Raw genomic sequence first — 23226 nt, forward strand, 5'->3', positions numbered from 1 at the left:
AAGTCTAATCAAAAACACGATAATATTCGTCTAAACAGAAAACGGTCCTCCGATTACTATATAGATAAAACGTCTGAAACAGTCATTTTGTTCTGTATCGCCTCAATCAATCCAGCGTCAGGTTAAACTCATCCTTCAACTTGGCAAGAACCGGATTCACGCTTAACAGATGCTCGAACTTTTCGGTAGAAGTATAAGCCAGATGTTTTTCATTGGTTTCCACAATCCGCACACGCATCTGTATACGGGTGTTTTTTAACTGGACACGCAGGTAATTCAGCAAGTCCACGCACCCGTTGCTCAACTCATCCTGCTGACCCGGATTATGAACGCCCACTTCAAAGAAATAATTCTCCTGCAAAACGGGTTTACAGTTGATCATTGTATTTTTCAGATACACCTTCTTTTCAATCATACCGCTTGCCGCGTAAGCATCCCAACAACGAACCAGATCCTCCTGAGAAAAAGGGGTGACCATTTCCTGCACAGTCCGGCTCTCTTGTTGCGTCATTTGGTTTTTCGGTTTTTCAACCCCTATTTCTTTTAAGGAAGTACCCAAATGAGGCGGACGTGAACTCCTTTTCGGGACTGAATCCGGAGGTCCTTGCGGAATTTTCGTTGCCGATGAAGGCATATTTGTCGTTATCACTTGCCCATTACCACCATTCATTCCGACGGGTTGCTGGGGCATATGGTTGGGTATTTGTCCGGATTGAACCTGCTGACGTACCGGTTGCCCTTGAGGGACAGGCTGCACACCTTGAGATACAGGCTGTCCGGAAGTACCGGAAGCAATCGGTTCAATTACTCCTTTTTTTTTATCATCGACAGCCTGTCCGCCCGTAGTCAACTGGCAAAGCTGGATAAGCGTCAGTTCGAGCAACAAACGTTTATTGCGGCTGGCACGATAGTTCAGATCGCAGGAATTAGCCAGTTCGATCGCTTTAAAAAGCAACTGATCCGGACAACGTTTCGCCATCTCTTTATAACGTTCGCGGATGGAAGCACCGACTTCAAAGAGTATCAGCGTCGCCTCATCCTTGCAGACCAACAGATCGCGGAAATGAGCTGCCAGACCAGTGATGATGTTCTGCCCGTCAAAACCTTTACTTAATATTTCATTCAGTATGAGGATAGAAGAGCGGACATTTCCTGCCAAAATAGCATCCGTAAGACGGAAATAATATTCGTAGTCAAGCACATTCAAGTTGTCGATAACAGCCTGATAGGTGATATTTCCGTTGGTAAAGCTGACTACCTGATCGAAAATAGACAAAGCGTCACGCATACCTCCGTCAGCTTTCTGAGCGATTACGTTCAAAGCTTCCGGTTCCGCCGTTACATTTTCCTGCGAAGAGACGTATTCGAGGTGCTCCACCATATCCGTTATTGAAATACGGGAAAAATCATAAATCTGACAACGCGACAGGATAGTCGGCAGCACTTTATGCTTTTCAGTAGTAGCCAGAATAAACAGGGCATGATGAGGAGGTTCTTCCAACGTTTTCAAAAAGGCATTGAAAGCCGCCGAACTCAGCATATGCACCTCATCGATAATAAATACTTTGTATTTCCCGATAGCAGGCGGAATACGTACCTGGTCGATCAGCGAACGGATATCGTCCACCGAGTTGTTGGAGGCGGCATCCAGTTCATGGATATTATAAGAACGCTGCTCATTGAAAGCCTGGCACGATTCGCATTCGTTGCAAGCTTCACCATCGGCTGTCGGGTTCAGGCAGTTGATCGTTTTAGCAAAGATACGTGCACACGAAGTTTTCCCGACACCACGCGGTCCACAAAAAAGATAGGCATGAGCGAGCTTGTTACTTTGTATTGCATTTTTTAGTGTAGTGGTAAGAGACTTTTGCCCTACGACACTACGAAAAGTAGAGGGGCGATATTTTCTTGCCGATACAATATAATTGTCCATTCTTTGCTTTTTTATTAACAACACAAAGATATACAAAATAATTCATTTACCTTTGCAAAAACGAAGTTCCATGTCACGCATAAAAGACTTTTACAACAAGTATCTATCCAAGATAAATGCCTATTGGCTGGTTATCATCGGATTTCTGATCCTCACTTTTACGGTGGGCGACAGCAATTTGTATAAGCGGTATACGTACGACGAAAAAATCCGCAGCCTGGAAAAAGAGATCAAACATTATCAGAAAGAGATTGAGATAAACAGTAAGAAACTGAACGATCTTCGCACCGACAAGGAAGGTCTGGAACGATTCGCCCGTGAAGAGTATTTCATGAAGAAGCCGAATGAAGACGTCTATATCATCAAAAAGAAATAATGAATCAAAAAGCAAGAACTATCATTTTTAATACGGCCGGTTTACTGATACTGGCGGGTGCTGTACTGTTCCTTACCAAATGGTTTCTGGCACCCTATCTATTTGCCGTAGGTGCTGCCGGAATGGCGGTCTGTTTCCTCACATTACCTACCCAGGAGATGGAGTTTCGCGAACGTCGTCTGCACCGTTTCAACGTGATCGCTTCCATTCTGATGATCTGTGCCTCCGGACTCATGTTCAAGGATATGAAAGAATGGGTGATCTGCCTGACAATTGCAGCCATCCTGCTGCTCTACTCCTCATTCGTTTCAGGTAAAAAGAAATAAATACATTCTATGTTTTCCCCAAAATATTTTTTCCTGTGGGGAATTTCACCCATCACTGTGGGGATAAAGTCCCACGTATATGGGGATTTTCACCCACTAGAGTGGGGATTTTTTTTTACTGTAATAGAAATTATACATAATGACATAAAAAAAGCTGTTACAATACTGCAACAGCTTTTTCTATATATTACTTTTAATCTTTGCTTACTTTCCGCTGGAATAGCTCTTGTTTAATAAGTCGATCAATTCGTTTGTGATATCGTAAGCATCGCCTGCCAGCAAAATATTGTCTTCTGCCGTATTGCTGAAAATTACCTGATATCCTTTATCCTTATTATATACTTTCAGTTTTGAAACAACTGTATCACGAAGCTGTTCGTTCAACTTCTGGCGTTCTACCAACAGATCTTGTGACAATTTAGCATCCAGGTCTTTCAGTTCCTGTTCTTTTTTCATCAAACGTTCCTGTTCCTGTTGAGCTCTTTCACGAGTAAGGAAGGCGTTATTTTCCATTTTACGATAGAACTCCTGCACTTCGGTCTGCAAGGTACGTGCCTGCTGAGTTACATTCGCACGCGAATTTTCTTCTTTTTTCAGGAGCTGTTCATTCAGATCCTTGAAATAATTATAATTAAGCAAAAGTGAATCGACATTGACATAAGCGATAGGAAGCAGATTCGTTGTATCGCCTTCTCCGGATGCAAATGTTTTTGTTACAGTCGATTCTTTCTTGTCGGAAAATTGCATTATGAACAATATCACGACAGCCACCGCGAGCACACCATTAATTACGTAGTTAATGTTCTTCATAAAGTGTAAATTAAATCCTTATTTTATTCTTCTATTTCTTTCAACCGATCATATAGATTCTTTTGCTTGGCCTGTTCCCGGTCTTGCGTTTTCGCACAATGTATCCCTTTTTTACCCAGTGCTCTGTTACCACCCACATGCGTATTCGGGAAACGTCCCCCTTTCTTGAATATCACTTTTATGGCAAGCAACACAACACAAATAACAAGAATTATGACCGTAAGCAATATCGTTGTAAGCATTTTCTCTATATTTGTGGACGCAAATATAAGAGTTTAAGTGATTACAAAGTATCTTTTTGGTATTTAATTCTACTTTTTTTCATACACAACTCGAAAAACGATCACATTATTAACTATAGAGTAACATCTATAATATATTGTAACATTATGAAGATTACTGACTTAAAGCCTGAAATCGTTTGGAAATTCTTCCATCAGGTAACCCAAGTGCCCCGTCCTTCAAAGAAGGAAGGCAAAATGATCCAGTATCTGGAATCGTTTGCAAAAGAGTATAAAATCGCTATAAAAAAAGATGCAGCCGGAAATATCCTGATGTCGAAGCCTGCAACCCCCGGATATGAAAACCGGCCGGTTGTCATCCTGCAGTCTCACATGGATATGGTTTGCGAAAAGAATAACGGGACAGTTCATGATTTTGATAACGACCCGATCGAAACGATCGTCGACGGCGACTGGCTGCGTGCCAACGGAACGACACTCGGAGCCGACAACGGTATAGGTGTTGCTGCCGAACTGGCTATCCTGGCATCCGACGATATCGAACACGGACCGATAGAATGTCTGTTTACTGTGGACGAAGAAACCGGTCTGACCGGAGCTAAAGCACTTGAAAAAGGATTCATGACCGGTGACATCCTGTTGAATCTGGACAGCGAAGACGAAGGTGAGATTTTCATGGGCTGCGCCGGCGGAAAAGACACGCAAGCCGTGTTCCATTGCGAACAGCGCGCAACCAATCCCAATATGTTATATTTCAAAATCAATATTAAAGGATTGAACGGCGGACATTCCGGCGGTGAAATTCACAAAGGATTGGGAAATGCCAATAAAGTACTGGTTCGCTTCCTGTATTTACTGAACAATGAAGTAGACTTCACGCTGTGCTCTATCGAGGGCGGTAATCTACGCAATGCGATTGCCCGTGAAGCACATGCAGTTATCGGTCTTTATCCGGAAGACAAAGAACAGGTACGCGTCCTGCTTAACAACTATACTGCCGATATAGAGAATGAACTGAAACATGTCGATCCGAATGTACAGATCACTATGGAATCGACCGATCGTCCGGAATTTTGTATCAGCAACTTCGACATGGAAAAAGTTATCTGGGCTTTACAAGCCTGTCCTCATGGCGTGATCGGCATGAGCCACGATATCGAAGGACTGGTAGAAACTTCAACCAACCTGGCTTCCGTAAAAATCAGACAGGATGCAGAAACCCAATCATTCATCATCACAGTAGGAACCAGCCAACGCAGTTCCATCGAATCCTGCAAGAATATGATCGCCAACCAGGTCGCTTCCGTATTCAAACTGGCGGGTGCTGTCGTTACTCACGGTGACGGTTATCCGGGATGGGCTCCGAATCCGGATTCTAAAATCCTGAAAGTGGCACAGGATACTTACAAACATTTATTTAATAAGGATGCCAAGATCATGGCAATCCATGCCGGACTGGAATGTGGATTATTCCTCGAAAAATATCCTAATCTGGATATGATTTCTTTCGGACCGACATTAAGAGATGTTCACTCTCCCAACGAACGGATCGAAATTAAGACCGTCGGCTTGTGGTGGGCACATCTTCTGGAATTATTAAAAAGCGTACCGGCAAAATAAATTTAAATATTCTACGTTATAGAAAGAGGATTAACACTTTAATCGTGTTTTTCCTCTTTTTTTATGTTAAGGCCTGAAAACATTCTTTATAAATCGTTTGTTTATAAAGAAACAAGAACACAAAGGCATACATTTTAACATTTAGCGAAAATGAAAAGAATTACAGCGCCGTTGCTGATCATAAGTACAATTTTACTCAACCTGTTGGCTGGATGCGACGGGCTGGACGAAAATTACTCGACCAATCCAAACCACCGGTTGAGTTTCTCGACAGATACCTTATCTTTTGATACTGTCTTTACAACAATCGGTTCCGCCACAAAACAATTTATGGTTTACAACAGAAATGACGAACCTTTGAATATCGAACGGATTATTCAGGCATCGCCTGCTACCAGCGGTTTTCACATCAATGTAGACGGACGCAAAGGAGATAATTTTGAAAATGTCCGGATTGCCGCAAAAGACAGCATGTATATATTTGTAGAAGTGACCGTCAATCCGACCGGAAAAGATCAACCGTTATTAGTTCAGGATTCCATTCTGTTCAGTTGTAATAATATAACACAAACTGTTTTACTGGAAGCATGCGGACAGGATGTCAAGCTGATCAAAGGCGGACAGACATTAAGCGAAGATACCAGGCTGACGGCTGAACGTCCCTATCTGATATACGACAGTTTGATGATCGACAAGGGCGTAACCGTACAGATAGAAGAAGGAACAACCCTCTATATGCACAACAAGGCCAAGATCATTGTCGACGGCACACTGATCGCCGAGGGCACAAAAGATAAACCGATTGTCTTCCGTGGCGACCGTCTCGATTTTATCCTGGACGACCAGTTACCTTACGACCGTACCCCGGGACAATGGGAAGGTATTGTTTTCAAAAAAGAAAGTTTCAACAACCTATTTAATAATGTAATAGTACGAAACGGGAATAATGGTATTACCTGTGAAGCGTCCGATCCGGAAAAATCCAAATTGAAGATCAACAATTCACAGATCACCAATATGGACGGAAGTGTCCTGACAGCAATCAATAGTAATATCGAAGCGACGAACAGTGAATTTACAAATGCCACGATCAATATCGTTCAGCTAAGTGGCGGTAAATATAGCTTTACTCATTGTACACTGGCGAACTATATATCTGCTAAACCCCGTCATTCACTGGCCCAAAATCCGGAACCCAGCTTCACTTTACGTTTATTAGACAATACAGCCGATAAATACAGTGAAATCGGTCCGTACGATTTATTGCAGGCCAACTTCGACAATTGCATAATCGACGGTAGCCTGGGAGCAGGAAAGGAAATTGAAATTTCAATGGGAACCAAAGCGACCCCATTAAGAAACGATAATTTGAAATATCATTTTAACCACTGTGTAGTAATGGCAGATCAGATCGACAGTGAAAACTTTACCGATGTCATTTTCGTAAAAGGAAAAGACGACAGTAAAATGGAATATCGGATGAACGGTGGAAAAACGAATAAATATATGTACGACTTCCGCCCCGACAAAGAAACAACTCCGGGTGTCGGCAAGGCAGACCTGTTCGTCTCTCAGAAATACCCGGTCGACCGGAACGGTGTCAACCGATTAACGAACAACGGACCCGATATCGGAGCTTACGAGTTTGTTCCAAAAGAAGAGGATGAAAAATAAAAACAATAGATATGACCAGGACCTTAACTATATTTATTTGCGTTCTAGCCTTTCTCTCCTGCCCGGCGAATGCCCAGTCCGGATTCAGGATCATGAGTTATAACGTAGAGAATCTGTTCGACACCGATGATAATCCGGATAAGAACGACAACGATTTCCTCCCGTCGGGTAACCATCACTGGACCCGCGGACGTTATTATCATAAACTTCAGCAGATAGCTAAAGTGATCAGTGCCGCCGGTGAATGGAATACCCCGGCTTTGGTAGCCCTTTGCGAAGTGGAAAATGATTCCGTCCTGATCCATCTGCTCAACCGGACACCCCTGAAACAACAACAATACCGATATTGTATGACACACGGTTCAGATACAAGGGGCATAAATACAGCCCTCCTCTATCAACGGGATCAGTTCGGCTACATCGGTCACCGGGAACATTCGGTTGTTTTCACCCGTAAAAATCATAAACACACCCGCAATCTCCTCCATGTATGGGGAAAAGTCATAACCGCAGATACACTGGATGTATTTGTCTGCCATCTCCCGTCCCGTTACGGAGGTGAAAAAGAGAGCGAAGCCGCCCGATTCGATGCCGCCCGGACATTGCGGAACCTTTGCGACTCCCTGCTCGGAACTCGTACAAACCCTCAAATACTGATTATGGGCGATTTCAACGATACGGCAGAGAATGCTAGCATCACACAAATACTGGCAGCCGGAAAAATCGGCAAAAGGATCGAAGCGAAAAAGTTGTACAACCTTTTTGCCGATCCGCACGTTCTGCATTATCCGGGAACCCATAAGTATCAGGGCGAATGGAATCAACTGGATCATATCATCGTCTCCGGAAACCTGATCGATACTACATCCTCCATGCACCTTCTCCCGGGAAGTAACCGGATTTTCGCACCGCCTTTCCTGCTCACCAACGATAAGACCTGGCAGGGGAAACGTCCTTTCCGCACCTATTACGGCTTTAAATATGAGGGCGGTTACAGCGATCATTTACCGCTCATTACCGACTTTTTATTATCTTTGCCTGACAAAGATTGAATAAAAATAAACATGCGAATACATCATATACTGGCAGGATTTCTCTTCTTCGCCGGAATTACAAGCATTACAGCCGAAGCACAGCAACTGCGCAAACCGATGGACCATCCCATCTTGCTTAGCGGCAACTTCGGAGAGTTAAGAAGCAATCATTTTCACTCGGGAATAGACTTCAAGACACAAGGTGTGGAAGGGAAACCGATCCACTCTGTACAGGACGGATACGTCTCACGTATATCAGTCAGCCCGTGGGGATATGGCAACGGATTATACATCACCCATCCGGACGGAACGACCACCGTTTACGGACATCTTCAGAAATTCTCCCAAAAGATCGCCAACTACGTAAAAAACAAGCAGTATGAACTGGAGAGTTTCAACGTAAACCTGACACTCACACCGGAAGAACTACCGGTTAAGGAAGGTGAACTCGTTGCCCTGAGCGGGAACACCGGAAGTTCAGGCGGTCCTCATCTCCATTTCGAGATTCGCGATACGGAAACAGAAGAACCGCTGGACCCGATCGAAGCGTACAAAGAATTGATACAAGACACAAAGCCTCCTAAAATACAGGGTATCATGATCTGTCCGGTACAAGGAAAAGGAGTCGTGAACGGTAGCCGCCGAAAACTGGAACTAAAGCCTGTCACCACCCAAAACAGCAAACAGACACTGACCGGCAAGATCGAAGCCTGGGGAGAAATAGGACTGGCGGTAAAAGGCTATGACTATATGGATAACACCTCCAATATCTACGGAGTCAAGGAGATCACACTGACAGCCGACAGCCAGGTCATCTATCACAGCGACCTGACCCGTTTCGCTTTCGACGAGACACGTTACCTGAACAGCTTCACCGACTTTGAAGAATGGAAAGAACACCGTTCCTTTTATATGAAAAGCTTCGTCGATCCCGGTAACCGTCTCCGCTTCATTGAAAGTATCGACCGCGGTATCCTGACGATCGATGAGCCTCGTACGTATCATCTGACCTACCGCTTGGCAGATGCCTTCGGCAATGCAACTCAGCTGACTGTCCGGATTGAAGGGAAAGAACAACCTATTCCGGAAATCGACACGGATAATACCGAACTGTTTCATTGGTGGAGCGACAACCGCTTCGGAGCCAAAGGAATCCGTCTGACTATTCCGAAAGGAAATCTCTACGACGACCTGTATTTCCGTTATTCAGTAAAAGAAGACAGTACAGCGCTGGGAGCCGTACACACACTACATAATAAACCGGTTGCCTTGCATAAATCGGCTAAACTTTCCCTCCGGCTGCAGACAGACACACTGGAAAACAAGCAGCAATACGGAATCGTCCGTCTGCAAAACGGGCGCAGGTCATGGACAGGAGGCGTTTACCGTAACGGTTGGATCGATGCCGACATAAAAGAAATGGGGACTTACACCCCGGGGCAAGACCTTGTTCCTCCGACCATTACACCACTCAACCCGGCTACATGGGTCAGCAAACAGGCTATTTCATTCCGGTTATCGGATAATCTGAGCGGTGTACAAACTTACCGGGGGGAAATCGACGGCCAATTCGTCTTATTCGAGATGAACAGCAAGTCTGTTATCACCTACCATTTCGACAAAGAACGGCTGGCAAGAGGAAAACATACATTAAAACTAGTCGTAACAGACGCCTGTGGAAATCAATCCTCTTATACTTATCCGTTTACATGGTAAAAAAGAACTTTGCTTTTTTCTTCAAAATAAGGCTGCAAGCCATTGTTTACAACAATTAATTTGTATCTTTGTTATCTCATAAACTAAGAGATTACACATATATAAATGCAAGATATCTAGGTATGGAAAACAACGAACTGTTAGAAATGGTAAGAAGTAAAGCCCAAAGCTGGCTTACCAAAAGTTATGATGCCGAAACAAAAGCAAAAGTACAGGAATTACTGGACAACGAAGATCCGACAGAACTGATCGAATCATTCTACAAAGACCTTGAATTTGGTACAGGAGGTTTAAGAGGTATCATGGGAGTAGGAACCAACCGTATGAATATTTATACAGTCGGTGCAGCTACACAAGGTTTATCAAATTATCTGAAAAAAGAATTTGCGAACCTGGATCAGATCAAAGTTGTTATCGGACATGACTGCCGTAACAACAGCCGTAAGTTTGCTGAAATTTCGGCCGACATCTTCTCTGCCAACGGTATCAAAGTTTACATGTTCGAAGACCTTCGTCCGACACCGGAAATGTCTTTCGCCATCCGTAAACTGGGATGTCAGAGCGGTATCATCCTGACAGCATCGCATAATCCGAAAGAATACAACGGCTACAAGGCTTACTGGGACGACGGTGCACAAATGATCGCTCCGCACGACAAGAATACAATTGCCGAAGTAAACAAGATCCGTAATGCCAGCGATATCAAATTCAAAGGCAATAAGGAACTGATCGAAATCATCGGTGAAGAAATCGATAATCTGTATATCGACGCTTTGACAACTATTACCCTTTCTCCGGAAGCTATCAAACGTCATCACGATATGAAGATCGTTTACACTCCGATCCACGGAACAGGTGTTAAGATTATCCCGGCTGCATTGAAAGCATTCGGATTCACCAATATCATCCACGTTCCCGAACAGGATGTGGTAAGCGGCGACTTCCCGACAGTTATCTCTCCCAACCCGGAAGAACCGGCTGCATTGGCTATGGCTGTCGAGAAAGCAAAAGAAACAGATGCCGAACTGGTACTGGCTTCCGACCCGGATGCTGACCGTGTAGGTGCTGCCGTTAAAAACAACGACGGTGAATGGGTGTTGCTGAACGGTAACCAGACAGCCTTGATGTTCGTTTATTACCTGATTACTCGCTGGAAAGAACTGGGTAAGGTGAACGGCAAAGAATATATCGTAAAGACAATCGTTACAACCGAACTGATCCGCACAATCGCTGAACGCAACGGTGTTGAAATGTACGACGTTTACACCGGCTTCAAATGGATTGCCGACGTAATGAAGAAGAACGAAGGCAAGAAGAACTACATCGGTGGTGGCGAAGAAAGCTACGGATTCCTTTGCGAAGACTTCGTGCGCGACAAAGATGCAGTTTCTGCATGTGCTATCCTGGCTGAAATCGCAGCATGGGCAAAAGATCAAGGCATCACCATGTATCAGTTGTTGCAGAACATCTATGTAGAATATGGTTTCTCAAAAGAAAAAGGTATCTCTGTTGTGAAGAAAGGCAAGAGTGGTGCCGAAGAAATCGAAGCCATGATGAAGAACTTCCGCGAAAACCCGTTACAGGAAATTGCCGGTTCAAAAGTTACATTGTTCTACGATTATGCTTCTCTGAAAGGATTCAGCTACATCGACAACGAAGCTATCACTTTGGACATGCCGACCACTTCCAACGTTCTTCAGTATTTCACAGAAGACGGCACAAAGATCTCTATCCGTCCTTCAGGTACGGAACCGAAGATCAAGTTCTACTGTGAAGTTCATTCTAAGGTAAACAGCTTGGAAGATCTGCCTGCTGCAGAAAAGGCTGGTGAAGAAAAGATCAATCAGATTAAGGCTTCTTTGGGTATTTGATCGAATAACTAAAGCAAAATAAGAAACGGGGCAAGAGATTTAACTTCTCGCCCCGTTTTTTGTTATCTAGGAATGTACACTGACTGTCCCCTTCCTTCCCGCCATACTATATATATACCAGACGGAAGCGAATAAGTATAGTCACCCGGTTGAAGCTGTTGATAAGAATAGACTTTCCCATTATAATCAACAATCAAGACTGAGGATTTTGTGGAGACTGAAATATACAATAGTTGAGAAGCCACACGAATCTGCCAATCGTCTTTGAATACAGGTCTATTATCAACACTCTCTTCATTCTTTTGAATACCTTCGACTGTTATTGTAATATCCCGACTTACCGATCGTATACGATACGAACGCCTACCGGCTGCATTCACAAAATGCAATTCTACAACATCGCCATTTACCCGAACGATAGGCTCAGATTGATCACAGGAAATAGTAGCACCTTCCAACTCCGGAATGGATACAGTATAATAAACGGGGTCAGGGTCAGGTTCGGGCTCAGGGTCAGGGACCGGGTTTTTAACTATTCCTGAAATACGAATCCTTATATCTTTATCAATATCAGAAACAACATAATAATAAGTATTCCCTTCTTTCGTAAACGACACATCTCCTGCCGATGCCTTTACTCGGGGAGTAGATTGATTATAATCTGACAATAATCTCAATGAAAAACAGAAATCATCCCCTTCCTGTACCTCCGTATCTCCCGAATTGGAAAGAACAGCTCCTCTAATTGATTGAGGTAAACGAACTGTATAATGGACTAATTTAGGTGTCCACTGAGCAACAAACGTAGTTGTTTGGGTTATAGGTTTTTCTATATTTTCGGCATTACTCCAACCTGTAAAGTCAAAGAATTCTTTCGTCGGATCTTCGGGCTTGACTGCGAGTTCATCTTTTAAAATGATTTGCTGATTACAAATTTCTTCCGGATCTTCAGACAATAAAAAAGATACTGTAAAGAAAGCAAGAGAAAGCTCTTCTCCTTTTTTAAATGTAACATTTCCCATCTCTTCTTCTCCATATTTAATTGTATATGTAGACTCTTGCAGATAGTTTATCTCATTTATCGGCATTGCCGTTCCACCTTCAGCCATTAATGAAACAGGCTCTTCTTCCTCCCACTCTTCACCATCCAATGTCAGGGTAGAAACAACAGGGTAGAAAGGCTGATTACCGGTTACATTTCCTGTCAAAGTTCCATCCACAAAAATAGAACCTTGTTGATTATCCAATTGAAATTCCCCCTGAATAGTAAGACTACATCCTTCTTTAATCTCCAATGATTGATCCGGTTGAAGAGTCATATTGGAAGACAAAGAGACTTTTCCATATACATTACCCTTATTTCCTTCAAAAAGAATTCCTTTTGTTAATGTTGAGGTTACTTTATCGATGGAATTTACGGATAATAGTGCGTTATTGTTCAATTCAAAAGAATGAGATTCTTCAGCTTCATCCTCTTTTCCTTCGATAGAACCTGCTAGCATTAATGAACCTGAACTTTCTCCATCCGCAATTAAAGTCGCACCATTTGCAATAAGTATTTTAGCATCATCATCAGTTGAAGAACTCCATTGATTTATTCCCTCCCACGAAAGATGAACTTGGGATGCTGATTGTATTTCCAATGGTAAATCAGAGTTTATATTTACATTAATTAAATGGATAGAAACTGCATCGGTTGTGTTTACTACAATTTTATATGGAAATACTAGATTAACTTCTCCTTTTATAGTGATTTGTCCTTTCAGAACGACAAGTACATCATCTTCAAATTTATAATTATCTTCATCTCCTTCTATACTAAACATAAGTACCAAATGCAATGTACTATCCTTTTGGATACTATAATCCTGTAAAGTATTCCCATCCTCCAACTGTTTTCCTGCAAAAATCAATCGTTGTTGATCTGGCGGAATTCCTTCTTTATCCTGTATTTTAGCCTTAATATCTTCAATACGATCTGTAGGCTCTACTTCCAAAGTGATATGCTTTCCTGTCAATGTCTTTACAAAGATTTGCATAGCATACGAGTCTTCCGCATACGACAATCCAACAAATAATAGTAATAAAAAAAAGAGTTTGTTTTTCATAATGCAAAACTTGTGCCTGTGGTTCCCTCTTTAGGCTTGTAAAAAAATAAGGTGTGGGAACTATATAGCTTTATCCGATATTCAGGTCTTCGCACACCCATCCAATAGACAAAGCAATAGCTACCCACACCCATTTTATCATAGTTTACCAATCCTGATAATGCTATAACAAACAGGTTGAGTGCTATTGCTACCACCTTCATTGGATTAATCAAAGTTGCGAAGTTTGAATATCGAAGATAATTTCAATAACACCTTTCATATGTCCTCTTCATTTCCTCAACGCTATGAGTCTGAAGAATTGGTACAAATTTAGAAAAAGATTTGTATTTATGCAACTTCTCTTCCTATCATCATTCCTATACATCTCCCCAACTTCTATTTTTCAAAAACATCTACCATATCTACCACCCTCTCCCACTCGCTTTGTAAATAAAAGCCTCCAAGGGTGATGGTAGATAAAAAAGTATCCACCACTACCCTTGGAGGCGTTTATTTACAAGGCGTACAGAAAATTGTAGTAGATGTGGTAGATGTTTTAAAAAAATCAGTGTGAATATTTTATTCATTTACCAATAACGGGCACGAATGTCTTTAACCAGTTTCTTCAATACGAAATTGTGCATCCAATACAAATATGATTCTTTGCCATATTTCACAAAAGACTCTCTTTCCCAAAACAAAGCGGCAACAACGAAGCCGCACTCTCTGCCACCATCACTTCCTTCGTTCCGCAAAGCAACACCTTGACAGGCCGGCCATATCGCTGCTCCGTTTCCAGCAACACTTGCCGACAGGCACCGCAAGGCGAAATGCTCTCCACCTGCTTTCCGCCTGTTGCCGCAGCAATCGCCAAAGCCACAACAGGGATATCCGGATACTGATGCCCGGCATGAAATAAGGCTACCCGTTCGGCACACAAACCGGATGGATAAGCCGCATTCTCCTGATTACTTCCCGTCACAATCGTTCCGTCCGCCAACAAGACCGCCGCACCGACATGAAACTTTGAATAAGGAGCATACGAATGTTCCGTCGCTTTCAAGGCAGCACGCACCAATGGCTGTTCTTCATCCGAAACTTCGTTTAACGGATAAACTGCTATTTTTGTTTCCAGTCTGATTTCCTTCATACAATCAAAATATTACTGGAAACAAAGATAGTAAATTTGTATCTTTGCCAGATAATTTATCCATAAATCAATTTCAGTAGATGCAAACATCACTACTCACACCCGATAAAGACCCGATGGGCGCGGCAATCGCCGATTATTATGCAAATGGGAAAGCGACTAAACTTCGTGTATTCTCTTCTATGTTTGACGAAGATGAAATACCGGTCAAGCAGCTGTTTCGTTGCTTTGAAGAAATGCCGGCGACGGAACAGGAAGCCCTTCGTCTGAGTAGCGGAAAGATACTCGACGTCGGTGCCGGCAGCGGATGCCACTCACTTGCCTTGCAGGAAATGGGGAAAGAGGTGAAGGCCATCGACATCTCTCCACTCTCGGTCGACATCATGCAGAAGAGAGGAGTGAAAGATGCCAGCTTGCAGAACTTCTTCAGCGAGCAGTTCACAGGTTCGTTCGACACGATCCTATTATTGATGAACGGTTCGGGAATTGTAGGTAAGATCAGTAATCTTCCGGCTTTCTTTCATACACTGAAACGCCTGCTGGCACCGGGAGGCTGCCTGTTAATGGATTCTTCCGACCTGCGTTACCTGTTTGAAGACGAAGATGGCAATCTCGAAATAGATATGGAAGACGATTATTACGGCGAAGTAGATTTTCGCATGCAATATAAGAACATCAAAGGCGATCGGTTCGATTGGTTATACATAGATTTTCAAACGCTCAGCCTGCATGCCGCCAATAACGGGTTTAAAGCTGAAAAGATACAGGAAGGGGAACACTATGATTATCTGGCTAAAATTAGCAGCATATAAACCAGTATTTTATAGATTATTTAGAAGAATAATATATCCAGCTTCATTATCTTTGCGAAAATAAATACTTTAAGAGGAATCTTCTTATGAAATCAGTGATACGAATTATTTGTCTGCTATTCTTCATTACAGCCTTTGCGGGAGCAGCAACTCAGAGGAAAATACCTTCCTACGAGAAATACATAAAGACATACAGCACCCTGGCTGTAGAACAACAGAAAAAATATAAAATCCCGGCCAGCATCACGCTCGCACAGGGCTTGCTCGAATCGGGCGCCGGACAAAGCAGTCTGGCACGCCGCTCGAACAACCATTTCGGCATCAAATGCCACTCAGACTGGCGTGGCGGACGTGTCTATCATGACGACGACCTGCGCGGAGAATGTTTCCGGAAATACAAACGGGTGGAAGATTCGTATGAAGATCATTCCAAATTTCTGAAACGCTCGCGTTATGAATCATTGTTCCGCCTGAAAATAACCAATTACAAAGGCTGGGCTAAAGGTCTTCAGAAATGTGGTTATGCCACCGACCGTGCCTATGCAAACAAATTAATCAAAGTCATCGAGGACTACGAACTGTACCGCTACGACAGTGGCAAAGTACACAAACTAACACGTAAGGAAAGGAAGAAACTCAAATTCCCGGTTGTCAAATACACAATCTACAAGACGTTCGGCCTGCTATATGTTTATGCCAAAGACAATGACAGCTTCGACCAAATCGCACAAAACCTGGACTTTCCGGTGAAAGACCTGAAAAAGTTCAACGAAGTGCCGGAAGACTTCCCGCTGGACAAAGGTGATATCGTCTATCTGGAAAAGAAGAAGAAAAAGGCAGACAAACCTCATTACGACCATGTTGTACAAATCGGAGAATCCATGCACAGCATCGCACAGAAATACGGAATACAGATCAAGAGCCTGTATAAGATGAATAAAAAAGACAAAGATTACGTTCCCGAAGAAGGAGATGTGCTTAAACTTAGATAAGTAACATAAAAAAATAGTATCTTTGCAGCCAAATATGTAAAAACAATGAGTGACCAACGTTACAACCTGCGCGGTGTATCCGCTTCAAAAGAAGATGTTCACAATGCAATAAAGAACATCGACAAGGGTATATTCCCTAAAGCATTTTGTAAGATCATCCCCGATATATTAGGCGGTGATCCTGAATATTGCAACATTATGCATGCTGACGGAGCCGGAACGAAATCATCCCTGGCTTACATGTACTGGAAAGAAACCGGTGACCTGTCTGTATGGAAAGGTATTGCCCAGGATGCATTGATCATGAACATCGACGACTTGCTGTGTGTAGGCGCAGTAGACAATATACTTGTTTCTTCCACCATCGGACGTAATAAACTGTTGATCCCGGGAGAAGTAATCTCCGCCATCATCAACGGAACGGACGAACTGCTGGCCGAACTGCGCGAAATGGGCGTAGGCTGCTATGCAACCGGAGGCGAGACTGCCGATGTGGGCGATCTGGTTCGCACCATCATTGTAGACAGCACCGTAACCTGCCGCATGAAACGTGCGAATGTGGTTGACAACAGTAATATACAAGGTGGAGACGTAATTGTCGGCATGGCTTCTTACGGACAAGCCACCTACGAAAAAGAATATAACGGCGGAACCGGCAGCAACGGTCTGACCTCTGCACGCCACGACGTATTTGCCAAATATTTGGCAACAAAATATCCGGAAAGTTATGATGCAGCCGTTCCCGGCGAACTGGTTTATTCGGGCGGACTGAAACTGACCGACCAGATCGAAGAACTGGGTATCGATGCCGGTAAACTGGTGCTCTCTCCTACCCGCACATACGCTCCTGTGATCAAAGTGTTGCTGGACAAACTGCGTCCGCAGATCCACGGTATGGTACACTGCTCCGGCGGAGCACAAACCAAAGTGATGCACTTTGTAGAAAACAAACGTGTGACAAAGAACAACCTGTTCCCTGTCCCTCCTCTTTTCCGTATCATTCAGGAACAGAGCGGAACGGATTGGAGCGAAATGTATAAAGTGTTCAACATGGGTCACCGTATGGAAGTTTACCTGTCACCTGAACATGCTGAAGAAGTGATCAGCATTGCCAAGAGCTTCAACATCGATGCACAGGTAGTTGGCTTCGTGGAAGAAGCAGATAAAAACGAATTGATCATTGAAAGCGAAAAAGGTCGCTTCGTATATTAATCTGATAAATGGCCGATAATAGTTTATTAGGAAGACTGGACGGATTAGTGAGCCGTTTTGAAGAAGTCGGGACTCTGATCACCGACCCGGCAGTGATTGCCGATATGAAACGGTTTGTAAAGCTCAATAAAGAGTACCGCGATCTGGAGAAGATCGTGGCTACCCGTAGCGAATATGTCAATACATTAAATGGAATAAAAGAAGCACGCCAATTACTGGAAACGGAGCAGGACCCCGAAATGAGGGAGATTGCCCGTGAAGAACTGGATACGTGCAATGCCCGTATTCCGGAGCTGGAAGAGGAGATCAAGTTACTGCTTGTCCCCAGCGATCCGGAAGACGACAAGAATGCCATCGTTGAAATACGCGGCGGAACAGGAGGCGATGAAGCAGCCCTGTTTGCCGGCGACTTGTATCGTATGTATATGAAGTACTGCGAAACCAAAGGATGGAAAGTCGCCCTGTCGAGTTGCAGCGAAGGTTCATCGGGCGGATATAAGGAAATTATCTTTACCGTCAGCGGTGAAAAAGCATACGGTACGCTTAAATATGAATCGGGTGTACACCGCGTTCAGCGCGTGCCCAGCACAGAGACACAGGGACGTGTACACACTTCAGCAGCCACCGTGGCTGTGCTCCCCGAAGCAGACGAGTTTGATGTTGAAATTAATGAAGGTGAAATTAAATGGGATACTTTCCGCTCGGGAGGTGCCGGCGGCCAAAATGTGAATAAGGTTGAATCAGGCGTGCGCTTGCGTTATGTCTGGAAAAACCCGAACACCGGCGTGAGCGAAGAGATCCTGATCGAATGTACGGAGACGCGTGACCAGCCGAAAAACAAGGAACGCGCGCTCACCCGCCTGCGTTCTTTTATCTATGACAAAGAACATCAGAAATACCTGGACGACATTGCCAACAAACGCAAGACAATGGTTTCGTCGGGCGATAGATCCGCGAAGATCCGGACATACAACTATCCGCAAGGACGTATCACCGATCATCGTATCAACTACACAATTTATAACTTATCTGCTTTCATGGATGGCGATATACAATCCTGCATCGACCAACTGACCGTTGCCGAAAATGCAGAACGTCTGAAAGAGGCCGAACTATAACAGTTTCACTATTTGACACAAGACAAGATGAACAAGCAACAATTATTCGAGAACATCAAAAAGAAACAATCTTTCCTTTGCGTTGGATTGGATACCGATATAAAGAAAATCCCGCAGCATTTACTTTCTGAAGAAGATCCCATCTTCGCTTTCAACAAAGCGATTATAGATGCTACAGCCGACTATTGCGTAGCTTACAAACCCAATTTGGCTTTCTACGAAAGTCTGGGCGTGAAAGGAATGCTTGCATTTGAAAAGACAGTCACTTACCTGCGTGAGAATTATCCGGACCAGTTCATTATTGCTGACGCGAAACGTGGCGACATCGGTAACACTTCCGAGATGTATGCCCGCTCTTTCTTCGATCATATCAAAGTTGATGCCGTAACAGTAGCACCTTATATGGGTGAAGACAGCGTGAAACCGTTCCTGATCTATCCGGAAGCATGGGTGATCCTGCTGGCTCTGACATCCAACAAGGGGTCACTGGATTTCCAAATGACAGAAGATGCCAACGGCGAACGTCTGTTTGAAAAAGTATTGAAGAAATCGCAGGATTGGGCTACCGACGAACAGATGATGTACGTTGTCGGCGCGACACAGGGAAAAATGTTCCTGGATATCCGCAAACATGCCCCCAACCATTTCCTTTTAGTACCGGGTGTCGGTGCACAGGGAGGCAGTCTGCAGGAAGTTGCCCAGTACGGAATGAACGATCAGTGCGGTTTGCTTGTTAATTCTTCACGTGCGATCATTTACGTAGATAAATCAGAAAAATTCGCATCATTTGCCCGTGAAGCAGCACAGACTGTACAGCGTGAAATGGCAGGATATCTGCATGATAAGGGAATTATTCCCTGCAAAGCATAGGCTATCCCAATAATTTTCACCATTTTTGCAAACTGCTTTGTTCTTAGTGGAGCAGTCTCAATTCAAATACAATATAACAAAATAAGTAATGGAGTTATCAGCCCAACAAATAGCGGACTTTCTTGGCGGAACCGTTGATGGCAACCCTGAAGTGAAAGTCAGCAACTTCTCAAAAATAGAAGAAGGACAACCCGGAACACTGACGTTCCTGGCAAATCCTAAGTACGAACATTATATCTATAATACAGAAGCGAGCATTGTTCTGGTGAATAACGACTTTTCTCCGGCTGAACAAGTTACCGCTACTTTAGTAAAAGTAGAAAATGCTTATTCTGCTCTTGCCATGTTACTCAACCTGGTAGAACAGTCCAAACCTAAAAAGACCGGAGTTTCTTCAACCGCGTTCATCGCAGCCTCTGCCACACTGGGAGACGATTGCTTTGTCGGCAATTTTGCCTATATCGGCGAAAATGTCCGGCTGGGGAAGAACTGCCTGATATATCCTAACACATATATCGGTGATAACGTGACTATCGGAGATAACTGCATTCTTTATCCGCACACGACCATCTACAACGGATGTAAGATCGGTAATAACTGTATCCTGCATGCCGGTTCGGTAATTGGTTCGGACGGATTCGGGTTTGCTCCCGAAGGAGAAAATTACAAGAAGATCCCGCAGTTGGGAAATGTCGTGCTGGAAGACAATGTTGAAGTTGGTGCCAACACGACGATCGACCGTGCCGTAATGGGTTCTACCATCATTCACAAAGGCGTGAAGCTGGATAACCTGGTACAGATCGCCCACAATGTGGAAGTCGGAGAAAATACGGTAATGGCAGCCCAGGTCGGCATCGCCGGTTCTGTCAAGATCGGCAGTCATTGTATGTTCGGCGGGCAGGTAGGCCTGGCAGGACATATCCATATCGCCGACCATGTGGTATTCGGTGCACAGGCGGGTGTGATCAGCGACATTAAGGAAGCAAAGACCGTACTGGGTGCTCCTGCCATCGATGCGAAAAACTTCATGCGTTCGAGTGCCATATTCAACCGTCTGCCGGATATGTATCGCACCATGGGACAGTTACAACGCGAGATCGAACAATTAAAGAAAGAAATTAATAAATAATTATATACGTATGCAGAAACAAAAGACGCTAGCCAAGAGTTTCTCGATGCAAGGCAAAGGCTTGCATACCGGACTGGACATTCAGATTACGTTCAACCCGGCACCAGAAAACCACGGATACAAAATTAAACGTGTTGACCTGGAAGGAGAACCTGTTATCGATGCATTGGCAGAAAACGTGGCCAGCACACAAAGAGGTACCGTTCTGTCAAAGAACGGCATTCAGATCAGCACTGTTGAACATGCTATGGCAGCCTTATATGCCTATGAGATCGACAACTGCCTGATTGAAGTGAACGCTCCGGAATTTCCGATCCTGGACGGCAGCTCACGCTTCTTCTCAGAAGAAATCCGGACAGCAGGAATCGTTGAACAAAACGCTCCGAAAGACTTCTATATTGTAAAGCATAAAATCGAAGTAAAAGACGAAGAAACTGGTTCTTCGCTGATCATCCTTCCGGATGAAAAGTTCAGCGTAAATGTTCTGATCTCTTTCAATTCTCCGGTATTGTCAAACCAGTTCGCTACATTGAACGATCTGAGCGAATTTCCGGAAGAAATTGCAGCTTCCCGCACATTCGTATTTGTACGCGAAGTGGAAATGCTTCGCCAGAACAACCTTATCAAAGGAGGTGACCTGGACAACGCGATTGTTATCTATGACCAGAAGATGCCGCAGGAAACACTGGACAAGCTGGCAGACGAAGTAGGTATTCCTCACAAAGATGTACACGAACTGGGTTATATCAACAATAAACCGCTGGTGTTCGACAACGAGCCTGCCCGTCACAAACTGATCGACGTACTCGGCGACCTGGCACTGATCGGCAAACCTATCCGCGGACGTATCATCGCAACCCGTCCGGGTCACAAGATCAACAACCAACTGGCCCGCATGATCCGCAAGGACATCAAGCTGAACGAGGTACAGGCTCCGGTTTACGATCCGAACGCGGAACCGATTATGGATATCAACCGCATCCGCGAACTACTTCCCCACCGTTACCCGTTCCTGCTGGTCGACAAGATCATCGAGATCGGCGGCAACTACATTGTCGGAGTAAAAAATATCACTACAAACGAACCGTTCTTTACCGGACACTTCCCGCAGGAACCTGTTACACCGGGTGTATTGCTGGTTGAAGCGATGGCGCAGACAGGAGGTTTGCTCGTTCTGAATTCAGTAGACGAGCCGGAACGTTATTCGACTTACTTCATGAAGATCGACGGCGTGAAATTCCGTCAGAAAGTAGTTCCCGGAGATACGCTGATCCTGCGTCTGGAACTGCTGGCTCCTATCCGTCGCGGTATTTCAACGATGAAAGGTTACATCTTCGTAGGCGACAAGCTGGTTTGCGAAGCCGAATTTATGGCTCAGATCATTAAAAACAAATAATATAAAGAAGGCAATGAATCAATCCCCTTTAGCAGTCGTTCATCCCGAAGCAAAGATCGGTGAGAATGTAACGATAGATCCTTTTGCAGTAATTGAAAAGGATGTAGTAATAGGCGACAATTGTCATATATATTCACATGCAGTCATTCTCAACGGGGCACGGATCGGAAACAACTGTTCCATTTTCCCGGGAGCTGTAATTGCCGGTATTCCACAAGACTTGAAGTTCAACGGAGAACAGACAACCGCAGAAGTCGGAAACAATACGACGATCCGCGAATGTGTTACGATCAACCGCGGAACAGCTTCAAAGGGAAAAACCGTTGTCGGAAACGATTGCCTGATCATGGCATATTCCCATATTGCACACGACTGCGTACTGAAAGATCATATCATCATCGGGAATGCTTCCCAGATAGCCGGAGAAGTGGAGATTGACGATTTTGCTATTGTCAGCGGCGGCAGCCTGGTTCACCAGTTTACCCGCATATCGAAACATGTGATGGTTCAGGGTGGTTCACGTATCGGTAAAGATATTCCTCCTTATACACTGATCGGCCGCGATCCGATCGTTTACTGCGGTATCAATATCGTAGGATTACGCCGTCGCGGATTCACCAATCAACAAGTGTTCCTGATCCAAGATATTTACCGCACATTATACACCCGCGGTCTGAACAATACGGAAGCGCTGAAAGCGATCGAAACCGAATACGAACCCAGCGTGGAAAGAGACTTGATACTCAACTTTATAAAAACCTCCGAACGTGGTATCGTCAGAGGTTCCATCGATGAGTAAACGGTAAGAAATACAAACTATTTCAAAAGGCTGTCAGCTTCTTTCAGGACTGACAG

At 44.1% G+C, this 23226-nt stretch carries 20 protein-coding genes; 15 read left to right on the forward strand and 5 right to left on the reverse strand.

The window, feature by feature from the left end; translation table 11 throughout:
* Positions 1-106: 106 nt before the first annotated feature.
* Complete coding sequence (locus DXD68_RS14555; RefSeq protein ID WP_122362289.1) at positions 107-1933, reverse strand: DNA polymerase III subunit gamma/tau; 1827 nt, start codon at positions 1931-1933, stop codon at positions 107-109.
* Positions 1934-2003: 70 nt separating this feature from the next.
* Between DXD68_RS14555 and DXD68_RS14560 the strand changes: the two genes are divergently transcribed.
* Both DXD68_RS14560 and DXD68_RS14565 read left to right on the forward strand, forming a co-directional pair.
* Positions 2004-2309 carry an FtsB family cell division protein gene (locus DXD68_RS14560; RefSeq protein WP_122362290.1) on the forward strand — a complete coding sequence of 102 codons (306 nt, stop codon included), beginning with the start codon at positions 2004-2006 and terminating at the stop codon, positions 2307-2309.
* A complete protein-coding gene (locus DXD68_RS14565) occupies positions 2309-2635 on the forward strand; it encodes a hypothetical protein (RefSeq protein ID WP_122362291.1) in 327 nt (108 codons plus the stop codon). Before DXD68_RS14560 ends, DXD68_RS14565 begins: the two co-directional genes overlap by 1 nt.
* Before the next feature lie 204 nt (positions 2636-2839).
* Here DXD68_RS14565 and DXD68_RS14575 read toward each other — a convergent pair whose 3' ends face one another.
* Both DXD68_RS14575 and DXD68_RS14580 read right to left on the reverse strand, forming a co-directional pair.
* On the reverse strand, positions 2840-3445 hold the full coding sequence (locus DXD68_RS14575; RefSeq protein ID WP_122362293.1) for an OmpH family outer membrane protein: 606 nt from the start codon (positions 3443-3445) through the stop codon (positions 2840-2842).
* Between the two features lie 23 nt (positions 3446-3468).
* A complete protein-coding gene (locus DXD68_RS14580) occupies positions 3469-3687 on the reverse strand; it encodes a hypothetical protein (RefSeq protein WP_122362294.1) in 219 nt (72 codons plus the stop codon).
* A gap of 147 nt (positions 3688-3834) precedes the next feature.
* Here DXD68_RS14580 and DXD68_RS14585 point away from each other — a divergent pair, with 147 nt between their 5' ends.
* The 5 genes from DXD68_RS14585 to DXD68_RS14605 all read left to right on the forward strand — a co-directional run bounded on the left by DXD68_RS14585 (position 3835) and on the right by DXD68_RS14605 (position 11602).
* Positions 3835-5307 (forward strand): aminoacyl-histidine dipeptidase, encoded by a 1473-nt coding sequence (locus DXD68_RS14585; RefSeq protein WP_122362295.1) that lies wholly within the window; start codon positions 3835-3837, stop codon positions 5305-5307.
* A 150-nt stretch (positions 5308-5457) separates the two neighbouring features.
* Complete coding sequence (locus tag DXD68_RS14590) at positions 5458-6981, forward strand: hypothetical protein (protein WP_122362296.1); 1524 nt, start codon at positions 5458-5460, stop codon at positions 6979-6981.
* Positions 6982-6992: 11 nt separating this feature from the next.
* Positions 6993-8033: an endonuclease/exonuclease/phosphatase family protein gene (locus DXD68_RS14595; RefSeq protein ID WP_122362297.1), complete on the forward strand. Its 1041-nt coding sequence runs from the start codon at positions 6993-6995 to the stop codon at positions 8031-8033.
* 12 nt (positions 8034-8045) lie between these two features.
* Positions 8046-9731 carry a M23 family metallopeptidase gene (locus DXD68_RS14600; protein WP_122362298.1) on the forward strand — a complete coding sequence of 562 codons (1686 nt, stop codon included), beginning with the start codon at positions 8046-8048 and terminating at the stop codon, positions 9729-9731.
* A gap of 122 nt (positions 9732-9853) precedes the next feature.
* On the forward strand, positions 9854-11602 hold the full coding sequence (locus DXD68_RS14605) for a phospho-sugar mutase (protein ID WP_122362299.1): 1749 nt from the start codon (positions 9854-9856) through the stop codon (positions 11600-11602).
* Positions 11603-11664: 62 nt separating this feature from the next.
* Here the strand turns inward: DXD68_RS14605 and DXD68_RS24305 are convergent, their stop codons facing one another.
* Positions 11665-13710, reverse strand: coding sequence for a ubiquitin family protein (locus DXD68_RS24305; RefSeq protein WP_233577164.1), 2046 nt, complete (start codon positions 13708-13710; stop codon positions 11665-11667).
* Positions 13711-14365: 655 nt separating this feature from the next.
* Positions 14366-14842, reverse strand: coding sequence for a cytidine deaminase (cdd, locus tag DXD68_RS14615; protein ID WP_122362300.1), 477 nt, complete (start codon positions 14840-14842; stop codon positions 14366-14368).
* Between the two features lie 80 nt (positions 14843-14922).
* On the opposite strand from cdd, the gene DXD68_RS14620 reads away from it, so the two are divergent.
* From DXD68_RS14620 to lpxA, 8 genes are all read left to right on the forward strand, one after another.
* Positions 14923-15654, forward strand: coding sequence for a class I SAM-dependent methyltransferase (locus DXD68_RS14620; protein ID WP_122362301.1), 732 nt, complete (start codon positions 14923-14925; stop codon positions 15652-15654).
* An 86-nt stretch (positions 15655-15740) separates the two neighbouring features.
* Entirely contained in the window at positions 15741-16646 is a 906-nt protein-coding gene (locus DXD68_RS14625; RefSeq protein WP_122362302.1) for a glucosaminidase domain-containing protein, read from the forward strand.
* A gap of 45 nt (positions 16647-16691) precedes the next feature.
* Positions 16692-17858: an AIR synthase related protein gene (locus DXD68_RS14630; RefSeq protein ID WP_122362303.1), complete on the forward strand. Its 1167-nt coding sequence runs from the start codon at positions 16692-16694 to the stop codon at positions 17856-17858.
* A gap of 8 nt (positions 17859-17866) precedes the next feature.
* The gene (gene prfA, locus DXD68_RS14635) at positions 17867-18976 is read left to right on the forward strand and encodes a peptide chain release factor 1 (RefSeq protein ID WP_122362304.1); all 1110 of its coding nucleotides are present in this window, start codon (positions 17867-17869) and stop codon (positions 18974-18976) included.
* Positions 18977-19003: 27 nt separating this feature from the next.
* Positions 19004-19846: an orotidine-5'-phosphate decarboxylase gene (gene pyrF, locus DXD68_RS14640; RefSeq protein WP_122362305.1), complete on the forward strand. Its 843-nt coding sequence runs from the start codon at positions 19004-19006 to the stop codon at positions 19844-19846.
* A gap of 88 nt (positions 19847-19934) precedes the next feature.
* Positions 19935-20975 carry a UDP-3-O-(3-hydroxymyristoyl)glucosamine N-acyltransferase gene (gene lpxD / locus DXD68_RS14645; protein WP_122362306.1) on the forward strand — a complete coding sequence of 347 codons (1041 nt, stop codon included), beginning with the start codon at positions 19935-19937 and terminating at the stop codon, positions 20973-20975.
* Between the two features lie 10 nt (positions 20976-20985).
* The gene (locus DXD68_RS14650) at positions 20986-22371 is read left to right on the forward strand and encodes a bifunctional UDP-3-O-[3-hydroxymyristoyl] N-acetylglucosamine deacetylase/3-hydroxyacyl-ACP dehydratase (RefSeq protein ID WP_122362307.1); all 1386 of its coding nucleotides are present in this window, start codon (positions 20986-20988) and stop codon (positions 22369-22371) included.
* Between the two features lie 13 nt (positions 22372-22384).
* A complete protein-coding gene (gene lpxA / locus DXD68_RS14655; RefSeq protein WP_122362308.1) occupies positions 22385-23170 on the forward strand; it encodes an acyl-ACP--UDP-N-acetylglucosamine O-acyltransferase in 786 nt (261 codons plus the stop codon).
* Positions 23171-23226 lie beyond the last annotated feature (56 nt).

Origin of the sequence: Parabacteroides sp. TM07-1AC (assembly GCF_003480915.1) — a bacterium.
Lineage (GTDB): Bacteria > Bacteroidota > Bacteroidia > Bacteroidales > Tannerellaceae > Parabacteroides > Parabacteroides chongii.